The sequence below is a fragment of the Sphingomonas sp. IC-11 genome (assembly GCF_021043365.1).
In the GTDB taxonomy this organism is placed as follows: domain Bacteria; phylum Pseudomonadota; class Alphaproteobacteria; order Sphingomonadales; family Sphingomonadaceae; genus Sphingomonas.
The window spans coordinates 740,223-752,710 of the sequence record NZ_JAJNDU010000001.1 but is presented as its reverse complement, the minus strand read 5'-3'; the positions used below and the strand labels follow the sequence as shown (position 1 = coordinate 752,710).

The 12,488-nt window shown below is 63.9% G+C and carries 11 protein-coding genes; 3 read left to right on the top strand and 8 right to left on the bottom strand.

Annotated features, from left to right (window positions below):
* Positions 1-5: 5 nt before the first annotated feature.
* The 8 genes from LQ954_RS03620 to dapA all read right to left on the bottom strand — a co-directional run bounded on the left by LQ954_RS03620 (position 6) and on the right by dapA (position 9,526).
* The gene (locus LQ954_RS03620; protein WP_269142119.1) at positions 6-1,337 is read right to left on the bottom strand and encodes an NAD(P)H-hydrate dehydratase; all 1,332 of its coding nucleotides are present in this window, start codon (positions 1,335-1,337) and stop codon (positions 6-8) included.
* An 810-nt stretch (positions 1,338-2,147) separates the two neighbouring features.
* On the bottom strand, positions 2,148-2,495 hold the full coding sequence (locus tag LQ954_RS03615) for a response regulator (RefSeq protein ID WP_227770812.1): 348 nt from the start codon (positions 2,493-2,495) through the stop codon (positions 2,148-2,150).
* Positions 2,496-2,558: 63 nt separating this feature from the next.
* Entirely contained in the window at positions 2,559-4,952 is a 2,394-nt protein-coding gene (locus LQ954_RS03610) for a response regulator (RefSeq protein ID WP_231021999.1), read from the bottom strand.
* Between the two features lie 57 nt (positions 4,953-5,009).
* Positions 5,010-7,088 carry a M13 family metallopeptidase gene (locus tag LQ954_RS03605; protein WP_231021996.1) on the bottom strand — a complete coding sequence of 693 codons (2,079 nt, stop codon included), beginning with the start codon at positions 7,086-7,088 and terminating at the stop codon, positions 5,010-5,012.
* A 41-nt stretch (positions 7,089-7,129) separates the two neighbouring features.
* Positions 7,130-7,714: a DUF2062 domain-containing protein gene (locus tag LQ954_RS03600; RefSeq protein WP_227770815.1), complete on the bottom strand. Its 585-nt coding sequence runs from the start codon at positions 7,712-7,714 to the stop codon at positions 7,130-7,132.
* Positions 7,714-8,196, bottom strand: a complete 483-nt coding sequence (gene smpB, locus LQ954_RS03595) for an SsrA-binding protein SmpB (RefSeq protein WP_066781057.1) — start codon at positions 8,194-8,196, stop codon at positions 7,714-7,716. Before smpB ends, LQ954_RS03600 begins: the two co-directional genes overlap by 1 nt.
* A 48-nt stretch (positions 8,197-8,244) precedes the next feature.
* Positions 8,245-8,565, bottom strand: a complete 321-nt coding sequence (locus LQ954_RS03590; protein WP_231021994.1) for a hypothetical protein — start codon at positions 8,563-8,565, stop codon at positions 8,245-8,247.
* Positions 8,566-8,650: 85 nt separating this feature from the next.
* Positions 8,651-9,526, bottom strand: coding sequence for a 4-hydroxy-tetrahydrodipicolinate synthase (dapA, locus tag LQ954_RS03585; RefSeq protein ID WP_231021992.1), 876 nt, complete (start codon positions 9,524-9,526; stop codon positions 8,651-8,653).
* Between the two features lie 118 nt (positions 9,527-9,644).
* Between dapA and LQ954_RS03580 the strand changes: the two genes are divergently transcribed.
* The 3 genes from LQ954_RS03580 to LQ954_RS03570 all read left to right on the top strand — a co-directional run bounded on the left by LQ954_RS03580 (position 9,645) and on the right by LQ954_RS03570 (position 12,471).
* On the top strand, positions 9,645-11,621 hold the full coding sequence (locus tag LQ954_RS03580) for a lytic transglycosylase domain-containing protein (RefSeq protein ID WP_443026611.1): 1,977 nt from the start codon (positions 9,645-9,647) through the stop codon (positions 11,619-11,621).
* A gap of 75 nt (positions 11,622-11,696) precedes the next feature.
* The gene (gene greB, locus LQ954_RS03575; RefSeq protein WP_227770819.1) at positions 11,697-12,179 is read left to right on the top strand and encodes a transcription elongation factor GreB; all 483 of its coding nucleotides are present in this window, start codon (positions 11,697-11,699) and stop codon (positions 12,177-12,179) included.
* A gap of 52 nt (positions 12,180-12,231) precedes the next feature.
* Complete coding sequence (locus tag LQ954_RS03570) at positions 12,232-12,471, top strand: hypothetical protein (RefSeq protein ID WP_227770820.1); 240 nt, start codon at positions 12,232-12,234, stop codon at positions 12,469-12,471.
* Positions 12,472-12,488 lie beyond the last annotated feature (17 nt).

The window sequence follows — 12,488 nt, the reverse complement described above, 5'->3', positions numbered from 1 at the left end:
GTCGGTCACAGGCACGCTCCAAACGCCGCGGGCAAATGCGCGACAAGATCATCAGCAATGAACGCGGCCCCCGAAAGTCGAGCGGATTCCGCATGTAACCAGACGCCGTTCGTAGCAGCTGTGAAGGCGTCTGCGCCTCCGGCTAACTGGGCACCGATGATGCCGGCCAAGACATCGCCGGTTCCTGCCGTCGCCAACCATGACGGGCCGGTGGAATGTACCACGGCGCGCCCATCCGGAGAGGCGATCACGGTGTCGGCTCCCTTGAACACGACGACCGCGTTGGATCTGCGCGCGGCCTGCTGCGCCCGGTCAATCTTACTGCCGGTCAGATCACCGAATAAACTAGAAAATTCCCCGGCGTGGGGCGTGAGCACAGTCGGCACGCGAGCCTGCTCGTCACCCAACAGGTGAAGCGCATCGCCGTCAATAACCAGCGGCCGACCCGACTGAAGCGCGGCGGCCAGACGTTCCTTCGCCTTCTCGTCGCGGCCTAGCCCAGGCCCGACTACCATGGCGCCGATCCGGGTGTCGGCCAACGCTTCATTGGTGAACGGCTGGCGAACAATCGCGTGGGGCAAGCGATCGGTAGAACTGCCAAGCAGCCGTACATAGCCCGCCCCGCCATGCCCCGCAGCGCACGCCGCCAGTGCCGCAGCGCCCGGCATCCTGCCTGCGATCACCACGACCAGCCCGCGCGAATATTTATGAGCGCCCGTTAGCGGAGCGCTGAGCCTCGGCACTTCAGCCAAGCGCACGTTGCTTTCCGCGTCGAGTCCAATGTCGATGAGGCGCACTTCGCCGCACAGTGCAGCAGAGGGCTGGAGAACGTGCGCGGGCTTAACAGCGCCGATCGCAAGCGTAAGGTTTACCGGAGGGACAGCGCCGAGAGTGGCTCCGTCATCGTTCGACACGCCGCTGGGCACATCGACCGCAACGGACAAATGGGCGGCACGCATGGCGCCGCCGAGCCACTCGGCAGCCTCCGAACTGAGCGGTCGGTTCATGCCGATACCGAACAACGCGTCGACCATGACAGGTGCTGGCGCAACATCCGCCAGGCTCTCGATCGGCCCTGCCCAGCGGGCTTGCGCAGCCGCTGCCGGCGCCGTGGTCGGACTGCTCAATGCGGCGACACGGACCGGATGCCCCGCCCTGCGAAGGGTATCAGCGACGACATAGCCGTCGCCACCGTTGTTGCCCGGGCCACACATGACGAGCACTTCGGCCCCCGCGGCCAGCCGCCGCACCTGCTCGGAAACAGCCTCTCCAGCGCGCGCCATCAGGCTCTCTGCGGTCATGCCCAACGCTATCGCCCGCCCCTCGGCAGCGCGCATTTCCTCTACGGTGAGAACCGGTTGCCCATCGATCCGTATCACTGTCCGGACCCCGTGATCGTGGCAGGAAGCCGATAATGATCGTTGCCGATTGTCACTTCGATCCCGTCCGGTCTCAGGAGCGTCACTTGGGCAGGCTCGGCTCCGTCGGCAGCAACCACTCCCCTGCCATCCTCGATCGCCTGCAGTCTGCGAAAACCGCCATCGGGGTGCCGCATCGTCAAGATAAGACCCGAACTCGCCCTTGACCGCTCAACGCTGCAAACTCGCGTAAAGTCGGGCGCCCCGTTTATTGCGCATTCGACCCACTCTTCCTCGACGGGATCAACTGCAGGCCCCGCCTCCGCGCGCTTTGTGGGCCGGCCTTCATTCGGCGCGCCTTCGCAGGCGGCGAGCGCCAACAGCAGTATCACGTTGATCGTCCGCATAACCGTAAGTCTCAAGTGACCGCGGGAGTGAGAGGCGCCATCGTTATACGCCGCTCCGGGTTCTAAAGTATCCCGGCACTCGAGGTTGTCTCTTCGCGAGCCCACTGGGTCATCGAACCGGATCATTGCAGCCCCTCCCAGAAAACCGATCGGCTCACTCTTTGTCGGTCTTCAGAGCGCACAACGAGCGGCTGCATTTCAAGCATCGCCTCAGAACAGACAATAGCTTCAAGTTTCTGCACGTAAGAGGGGTGAGCTAAAGACTGGCCGCAGAATTCCCACGCGGGGTGAGGGTCGTTTGCGCGCACTCGCAACGGTTCGGGCAGGCAAGCGCACCCCAGCCCGCACACCAAAGCATCGACCCGTTCGCCACAACGGGCGATCAGGCGAGTGCGTCGAGAGCCTTCTCTACGCCGTCCAGGGTGAACGGCTTTTGCAGAATGGGGCGCCCACGGAACTCGTCTGCAATCATGTCGTCTGCGCCGCCAGTCGCAAAGACGAACGGAACCTGACGCTCAGCCAGAGCAGCCGCGATCGGCCAGCTCTTTTCGCCCCCGCGCAGATTGACGTCGAGGATTGCACAATCGAAGCCCCCTGCTTCGATCAGCGGAAGTGCCGCCGCAACGCAGTCGGCCGTTCCGGCGCACTGCCGGTCGAGCACATCGAGAAAATCCTCGAGCATCATGGCGATAAGCGGCTCATCCTCGACGAGCAAGACGCGATTGGTCATGTCGGGCCCTTAGAGCGAACGGATCGATCCCGCAACGGTCGGCCGTTCAGACAAGGAACTGTTTCAATCGCCCTGGCCAAGCGCGTCGCGGGCGGCTTCAGCCAATTGCTGAACAGAAAACGGCTTGGGGATGAACGCCACGTTTTCCAGATCGATGGAGCGACGCAACTGTTCCTCGGCATAGCCGGACATGAAGAGGATCGGCAGATCAGGGTATCGTAGCCGCACGCGCCGCGCCATCGTGGGCCCGTCCATGGCCGGCATCACCACATCGCTAACCAACAGATCAGGTCGCGGATTCTTCTCGATCAGTTCAAGCGCGACTTCGCCATTCTCTGCGGTCAGCACGGTGTAGCCCTGCCGCGTCAGCGCCCGCTCGGCGACTGCGCGCACCATGTCTTCGTCCTCCACCAGCAACACAGTGCCTGTTCCCCAGACATCGGCTGGGCGCTTCCTTGCAACCGCACTTCTTGGCGGCGCCACTTCTCCGGTGGCGTGTACCGGGAGATAGATGGTGAAGGTCGCACCGATCCCAGGCTTTGAGTCCGCGAAGATGTAGCCACCGGACTGCTTTACGATGCCGTAGACCGTCGAGAGTCCAAGCCCAGTGCCCTTGCCGACCTCCTTGGTGGTAAAGAACGGCTCGAAGATCTTGGGCAGGACCTCCGGAGGAATGCCGGAGCCGGTGTCGGATATTTCAAGCGCGGTATATTCACCCACCGGCATGATATCCGGGCCTCTGCGACGGATTTCGCTGATGGTTGCCGAACGGGTCTGGATCGTTAACTTGCCCCCGCCATGCGGATATTTGGCAAGCATGGCATCGCGTGCGTTGACCGCCAGATTGACGACCACCTGCTCCAATTGTCCAGGGTCCGCCCGCACTGGGCCCAGATCCCGCCCGTGTCGAACCTCCAAGGTCACCGTCTCACCCAGCAATCGTTTCAGGAGGTTCGACACCTCCGACACAACGTCGGGCAGTTGCAGGATTTGCGGGCGCAGAGTTTGCTGGCGGGAGAACGCCAATAGCTGCCGAGTAAGGCCGGCCGCCCGATTTGAGTTGTTCCGGATCTGCTGAATGTCATCATAATCGCTGTCGCCGGGTGAGTGACGCATCAGCATCAGATCGCAGTGGCCAATAATTGCGGTCAGGATGTTGTTGAAATCGTGCGCTACCCCGCCGGCAAGCTGCCCCACGGCCTGCATCTTGGTTGCCTGCGCAACTTCCCGCTTCAGTCGCGTTTCCTCGCCATTGTCCTTGAGGCTCAGCACCACCGAGGCATCTCCGAGCCCACGCGCGCCGGCAATCGAGAGCACGACGGGCTCTTCGGGATGGTCCCGCAGACGAACGGCCATGTCGGCGACGTGTGCGGCCCCACCCCCTGCAAACCGTCGCACTGCGTCAGCGACCGCCGCCTTGTCCTCGCGAACCACGAGATCGCCGGGGTAGAGCGGCGGAGCGTTGCGATCGACAGAAGCGGCGCGAACGAAGGCGTCGTTCATTTCGATGAAGCGGCCGTCGCGATCCACCAACGCAATGCCGAGCGGCATCAACTGCACCAGGGTTCGTATATGGGCTGCGGCTCCGTTGCCGTAGCTAACCGGCGTTTCATCCTCGTCGAGAAGAGCGACCAGGATTGGCGCCCCCTCCACATCCGCAAACGGAACCTGCACCAGGCGCAGGGGATTGCCCTCTATCCCTTCTCGCTCGAAACGGATCAGGCCGCGGCTGTCAGTCGCGAGGAAGCGGGCGAAGTCCGCGCCCTCGACTGGCGCGTCGGCATGTCCCATTGCCCGGGTACGCAGCACGGGATCAGCGGCAAGCACGCGACCGTCCGTGGTCAGCAACGCAGCCATGATGCCGGAGCCCGCCAGCCTTTTTCCAAGTGCCCCCGACAGCGCCTCTGCGAGGGCGCGGCTGCCGTCAGCCTCGATCGCCGAAGCGGCGCGCCATACGAGCAGGTCCTGTTGCTGCCCGGTTCTTGAGACATCGATTGCGATCGCGCGTCCCGCGACTTCCGCATGATCCACGCGAGCGCGCCCGTCGCGCCAGGCCGCGCGTCCTGCCGCAGCCAGGGCGCCGACGCCCGCCTCGCCGATCGGCAGGCCCGGAGGGGTCGGCAAACCGGAAAACATCTGTTCGAACCGGTCATTGGCACAGACGAGGCGCCCCGCCCGGTCAGTAATCGCAATCGCGTCCGGGCTTTCCTCCGCGAGCGCCCGGACCAGCTGCCAGTCAATCTCCGGCACAAGCGGCGGCGCGATCGGTGCAAGTGCCCGCCACGCGACCGCCGCGCCTCCAACCACGATCCCTGCTGCCAGAAACCCGATGGCGACCACGGGATCCCCCAGTAGCCACAGGATAAGAACCGCGGCGATCAGGCCAGCGGCCATCGCGATCCCGAGCGCCCCTTCCGAGGTCAAACGGTGCGTACGGATGGAAGGAAGCGTCGCCATTCAACGGCCCTTGATCCGTGCCGCACGCCCGTCAAGCGGCGCGCGGCACGGATGCGATCACCAGATACGGACGCGCTGCTCTTTGGTGAGATACAGCTTCTGTCCCGGCCGCGCTCCGAACGTATCGTACCAGGTATCCACGTTCCGAACGATGTTGGCGCGCTGCACCCCTGGCGAATGGGGATCGGACAACAGCATCTGCCGCAAGATCGGCTCCCGGTACTTGGTGCGCCAGACCTGACCATAACCAAGATAGAAGCGCTGTTCTCCTGTGGTCCCATCGATGACGGGCGCCTTCTTGCCGCCTAGCGAGAGGCGATACGCGTCATAGGAGACGATCACGCCCGCCAAGTCAGCAATGTTCTCGCCAAGCGTGAGCGCGCCCTGCACGTGCTGTCCCGGAAGCGGTTCATACGCGTCATACTGCGCCACAAGGCGGTCGGTGAAGGTCTTGAAGCGCGCAACGTCCTGCTCGGTCCACCAGTCCGCCAACTTCCCGCTTGGGTCGTACTTTCGGCCCTGATCATCGAAGTGATGGCTGATCTCGTGGCCGATAACCGCGCCGATCGCCCCGTAATTCACTGCGGGATCAGCCTTCGGATCGAAGAACGGCGGCTGCAGGATGGCAGCCGGAAACACGATCTCGTTCATTGTCGGGTTGGCATAAGCGTTGATGGTCATCGGCGTCATGAACCACTCGCCCCGATCAATCGGCTTTCCGATCTTGTTGAGGTTGCGCTGGAACTCGAACTCGTTTCCACGCGCGACATTGCCGACCAAATCGTCGCGTCGGATCTCCAACTCAGAATAGTCGCGCCACTTGTCGGGGTAGCCGATCTTCGGCGTGAAGGCGGCGAGCTTCGCCAACGCCTTCTGCTTCGTTTCCGGCGCCATCCATTCCAGCTTCTTCAAGCGCTCGCCCATCGCCGCGATGATGTTGCGGACAAGTGCATCTGCCGCGGCCTTCGACTCTGGCGGGAAATACCGGGCGACATAGGCCTTACCGAGATCTTCGCCGAGATGATTGCTGACGAGATCCACACCGCGCTTCCAGCGGGCCTGCTGCTCAGGCGCACCGGTCAGTTCGGTGCCGTAAAATGCAAAGCGCGCCTGATCGAAATCCGCCGACAAGTAACGGGCATAGGTCGACAGCATGCGCAGCAGCAGATGATCCTTCAGCACTGCCACGGGCGCATCAGCCCAGACCTTGGCCTCGCCGGTAAACGCCGTGGGCTGCGCCACGATCAACGGAGCGTCCGCCGGAATGCCCGCTGCCTGCAGGTAGCTAGTCCAGTCGTAGCCCGGCGCACGCGCGGCAAGTTCCGCAAAGGTCATCTTGTTGTAGACCTTGTCGGCGTCGCGGCTCTCAACACGGGTCCAGTGAGCTTCGGCGATCGCCTTCTCCAACTGGACCACTGCAGCGGCTCGCGCGTCGGCGTTCGGCTCCCCGGCCAGCGTCAGCATCTTTGCCAGGTACGCCTGATATGCCGTGCGGGTAGCGGCAAGCTTGGCATCGTCTTTCAGGTAATAGTCACGATCCGGCAGACCCAGACCCGCCTGTCCGAATACGACGGCATAGGTCTCCGGGTCCTTGTCGTCCTGATTGACGTAGAGGCCAAAGAACGACTCAACGCCGCGGCGCTGCATGCGTCCGGCTTCAGCGGCCAGCGCTTCCTTGCTATTCGCGCCCTTGATGGCGGCGATCCAAGGCTTCACCGGCGTGACGCCCTTTGCATTCACCGCAGCCTCGTCGAGGAAACTCGCGTAAAAGTTACCCGACTTGCTGTCAGCTTTACCCTTTTCCTCTTCAAGCAGTGCACGCGTCTGCTCACGCGACAGATCCTGGAGGCGATGGAACATGCCGTAGGAAGAGCGGTCGGCCGGAATCTCGGTGTTCTTTTCCCAGGTGCCGTTTGCATAGGCGTAAAAGTCATCGCCTGGCGGGACGCTGGTATCTCTCCCCGCCATGTCGAAGCCAAAGGTGCCGATTGCGGGGCCGGCCTGCTCGGCAGCGCTCGATTTAGCGCTGCCAGTGCTCAGGGTGTTGGTCTTGGCCGCTTTAGGGGCCGCGGTTTGCGCAATTGCTGCGGCAGCGGTGGTAGAAAGAATCGCGGCAATAAGTAGCGACGGACGCATGGAAATGGCCTTCGGTAAGTGAAGGCACGTGTTCTATCTCGTTAAGACGCCTCGTCAATGTGGCGGCTGCCGTGACGCTGCCGCCACTTGCGCGCGATCCACAATCGCCAGCCGAGCGCGGACAAGCCATAGCCTGCAACCGAAAGGATCCCGGTAACGATGAGAAGCCCCAGCGCGGTGGCCGGCGCCGCATCAGACATCAGCCACTGCATCCATCCGGACTGCGCCGCATCATGTGCGGCCTTGCTCATCGGGTCTCCGGGCAGCGCCTGATCAAGGTGAAGCGCCCATTTCCCGATCCAGTATGCCAACACCCACAGCGGCGGCGTGGTAACAGGATTTGTGATGAAGGTCGTAAGCGCCGCAGCGGGGATGTTGGCCCGCGACGGCAGCGCTAGCATCGCTGAAAACGGTATCTGGGCAACCGGAAACAGGATCCCAGTCACCATCCCAAGCGCCACGCCCCGCGGCACGGAGCGCCGGGTGAATCGCCACAGTTCGGGGGCCAGTACGCGATGAGCGACTGGCCGGAGCAAACGGCTGCCTTCAAGCGATTCGCGCGTCGGCAAATTGCGATGGCACCACGCCGCAAAGCGCTGCCAGACGGTCAGCGCACGCGTGCTCATCAGCCGCGCTCACGCATGAGGCGGCCCGCCTCGCGCTTCCAATCACGCTCCTTGATCGCGTCGCGCTTGTCGTGCGCCTTTCTGCCCTTTGCCAACGCCAACTCCACCTTCGCCCGCCCCTGGCTGTTGAAGTAAATCATCAGCGGGACCAGCGTCATGCCTTCGCGCGCCACGGCGCCGTGGAGCTTCCTAACTTCCCGCTCATGAAGCAGGAGTTTACGGGGTCGCTTGGGTTCGTGGTTGAAGCGATTGCCGTGGCTGAATTCGGGAATGTTCGAATTGACCAGCCAGACGCCGCCGTCGCTTACCTCGGCATAGCTTTCCGCGATCGAGCCCTCGCCGAAACGCAGGCTCTTCACCTCGGTGCCGGTCAGAACGATCCCGGCCTCGTAGGTGGTGTCGATCGAATAATCGAAACGCGCGCGGCGGTTCTCGGCGACGATCTTCTTCTTGTCGAAGGTGGCGGGCTTGGGACGTGGCATGGACGGGGCGATGTAGGGCGTTGCGCGTCCTGTGGGAAGGCGGCGTGTTCAGCGCTTCTTGCCACCGATCGGGACACGAAGGCGGATCATCGCGCGGTTGATGGGCGCGCCCTGCGCGTCGGCCGCGCGCTCAGCCTCGACGGCCACGGTGCCCACCCCGTTTATGGCAGTTTCGGCCTTTGGCGGGGTACGTTCGGCCTGGAACTGGCCAGCAAGCGGCTTCAGCCGAAAGCGGTCGTTGGGCCGGGCACACACCACAATATCATCGCCGGCCCGGCCAGCTGGACAGGTGCGCTCCGACGGCGCCCGTTCAACAGGCGCGGCCGGCCCGGCGACTACTTGCAACGCGAGCATCCACCAAGCCGGCATGGCGCCCCCCCTTATCTCGCCGGATCGTGAGGACGAATTGCGGCCGGAATAAGAGGCTTATCGAAACGCCTCCGTAATGGAGCGGTCAGATGAGGCCGGCGCGCTCCAGCCCTGCGTCCACCGCAGCGCGGCTCGCCTCGCCAGGCCAAGTCATGGGCAGGCGGAGCCCCTGAGGGAAGTTCGGGCGGACCTTCGTCATCGCATATTTCACCGGGCCGGGTGAGGCATCGGTGAACAGGGACGTGTGAAGCGCGAACAGGCGATCATGGAGTGCCAGCGCCTCGGCCCCGACACCTGCCGCCTGGAAGTCCGCGCACAGCCTTGGCGCGACATTGGCAGTGACCGAGATGCAGCCCACCCCGCCCATCACATTGAAGGCGAGCGCCAGATCGTCATTGCCGGACAATTGGCAGAAGCCATCACCCAGCGCTGCGCGATGCTGCGATACACGCTGGAGAACGCCCGACGCGTCCTTCACTCCGACGAACACCTTCGGAAACGCGCTAACAATCCGGATCAGCGTTTCCGGCTGTATGTCGGTCACCGTGCGGGCCGGCACATTGTACAGCACGATCGGCAGCGGCGACGTGGGCGCAAGCGCGGCGAAGTGCTGGAAGATGCCCTCCTGCGACGGTCGATTGTAGTATGGCGGGACCATCAGCGCAGCGTCCGCACCTGCATCCCTCGCCGCGGCGATGTTGGCGGCCGCCACCCGCGTATCGTTGGACCCAGCGCCGGCGATCACGGGTACGCGGCCGCGCACCTGATCGACACAGACCTTCACGATGGCGAATTGCTCATCCTTGGTCAGGGTCGCTGCCTCCCCCGTCGTCCCGCATGGCACGAGCGCGGAAGAACCTTCGCTGATCTGCCATTCGATCAGCTCTCGATAGGCATGCTCGACGAACCGGCCGTCGGCGTCGAACGGCGTCACGAGCGCCGGAATCGATCCGGAAAACATGTCTTGCTCCTGAAACGGGATGTGGTGCGTTGGGTCGTTCAGGACAGATACGGGCAGCTTGGCTATTCTGTCCACAATGGTGACTGGTTTGAGGGCAGGGGCATTGATCGCACTGGGAATGGGTTTGGGAGTGGCGTTGCTCGTCACTCAGGGGCAGGATGACGCTGCGCGCACGCGAGCAGCCAACGCACTCGCGCAGGGGCAGCCCGCCACCACCGCGCAAGCGACCAGCAATGCGGATCTGGCGGCAGCACTGGCACAGTGGCGGGCGCTGCGGCAGACCGACGCGCTACCGTTCGACAGCTACGCCGGCTTCGTGATGGCCCACCCCGGCTGGCCGAACGAGACGGCGAACCGCCGCGCGGCCGAGCGGCAGGCCAGCAACGGCTATGCCTCCCCTGCCAGCGTCGTCGCATTTTTCAGGCGCTATCCTCCGCTAACCGCAGCCGGCGCGGTGGCACAGGCAAAGGCGCTGCAAGCCACTGGCGCGACCGCAGAGGCTTATGAGGCGGCGCGGAACGCGTGGCGGCGCGGCGCACTAACGCCGACCGACGAATCGGCGATCCTCACCAACTTCGCCGGGGCGCTGCGTTCCGATGATCACGATGCGCGCATGGACGCGCTGCTGTGGCAGGGCTCGACCAGCGTAGCCGCTCGCCAGATTGCCTTGACCTCCCCTAGCCGTCGCCCCTTGTTCGAGGCGCGCCTCGCCTTCCGCACCAATGCGGAGACCGCATCCACTCTCGCCTTGGCCAATGACGCGGCCGGCGCCTTGGATGCCGGCTATATCGCCGATAAGGCGACCTGGCTGCGCAACAGCGGCGCAAGTGCGAGCGCCCGATCCTGGCTTGCGCGTATTCGCCGGCCGGGCGTCGCCCTGCCCGGTAATGTCGAGAAATTCTACGAAGTGCTGCTGACCAACGCACGGGCAGCGGCTGCCGACCGTCAGTACCAACTCGCCTATGACATCGCCCGTCAGGTTGATGACGCCTATCCCGCGGGAACAGACGTTTCGAAAAAGCCGTATGGCGAGCGCGACGACTATACCAGTCTCGTCTGGCTGGCAGGCCAGACCGCACTGAAGCAACTCAACCGCCCCGCCGACGCGATGACGATGTTCGATCGCTACGGGCGCGGCAGCCAGTCCCCCCAGACCAGAGCCAAAGGGTTCTACTGGGCCGGCCGGGCGGCGGAGGCGGCTGGCCGGACGGCGGATGCGACTGCCTTCTTCACCCGCGCTGGCGGTTATCGCGATGTATTCTACGGCCAGTTGTCCCTGGAACATCTGCGTCGCCCGCTCACCCCGCCCAAGGATGTCTCCTCGCCAGCTATCGATCCGGCGGCGCGCCAGGCCTTCTTCAACCGTGAGACGGTGCGAGCCGCACAGTTCCTGGGATCCATCGGGCAATATCAGGATCAGACCGCGTTCGTGCGGACGATCGCCGCCAATGTTGAAGGGGACGCGGATCACTTCCTTGCCGAAGAACTGTCTCGTTCGCTGCGTCGCCCAGACCTGGCGGTGATTGTCGGCCGCATGGCAATGCAGAATGACCAGACCGAATATAGCGCCATCGCCTTCCCCACTGTGTCGGTGCCGCCGGGCTACGAAAGCCAGTGGACGATGATTCACGCGATCGCGCGGCAGGAAAGCCAGTTCGATCGCGCTGCCATTTCCTCTGCCGGCGCGCGCGGCCTCATGCAGCTGATGCCGGGCACGGCGCGCGAGCAGGCGGGCAAGATGGGCCTGCCCTACGATAGCGGCCGGCTGCTGACCGACACCGGCTACAACACCCAGTTGGGATCCAGCTATTTCCAGCGGATCTTCGGCAGTTACGGCAGCTATCCGCTAGCAATCGCGGCGTATAACGCGGGACCTGGCAACGTGAACAAGTGGCTGCGCGCCAACGGCGATCCGCGCACTGGCGCCATCGACATGGTCGATTGGATAGAGGCGATCCCCTACACGGAGACACGCAACTATGTGCAGCGCGTGCTGGAAAATGCCGTCGTGTATGACCTGATGAACCCGCCCCGCGCGAAAAGCCGGGGACCGGCGAACCTGAGCTGGTATCTGGGTCGCAATCGCGCGGGCTGACAGGTCACGACCTTCCTTGCCGCCAGGCAAGTGGAGGTCGCGGATCCCGCTTCGGTCGATTATAGAGCCCTCCGCATGGATCGCCCGAACTATATCACGCCAGCCGGCTATGCCGCGCTGCGCAGCGAATATGATCAGCTTTTCGCCACCGAGCGCCCGGCACTGGTGGAAACCATTGCCTGGGCCGCTGGCAATGGCGATCGGTCGGAGAACGGCGATTATATCTACGGGCGCAAGCGGCTGCGGGAGATCGACAGGCGGCTGGGCTTCCTGTCGCGCCGGATGAAGGCGGCCAAGGTGGTCGATCCTTCTCAGGCGCCCGACCGCTCGCGCGTCTATTTTGGTGCAAGCGTCACGATCGCTGACGAGGATGATAACCACCGCGTACTGACCCTGGTAGGCGATGATGAGGCGGATGCCGGCCACGGTCTGATCGGTTGGAACGCGCCCCTGGCCCGTGCGCTGCGCGGCGCGGCGGTGGGGGATCTCAGGCGCGTTGCGCTCCCCGCGGGGGAAAAGGAATATGAAGTGATCGCCATCACTTATCCTTCTGCCTGACGAAACCTCCAGCCCTGCCATCTCGTTCTTACCGGTACGAAGGAGAGTGACGATGGCAGAAAATCCCCGCACCACCACCGCTCGCGACCACGACGACAAGGACGTGATCGAGGGCATGATCCCGGGCGGAGAGGCGCAGACCGGCACCAGCGGCGGTGCGCTGGCACGCGACGTCGGATCGCGTGACGATATGCACCAGGTCGATGATCCCGATGGCACGACGAGGCCAACGAAACAGGCCGACATCGATGCTGGTCAGGCGTATCGCAGCGACCGACGCACGAACGATTGACCTTCCCCACGGCAGCG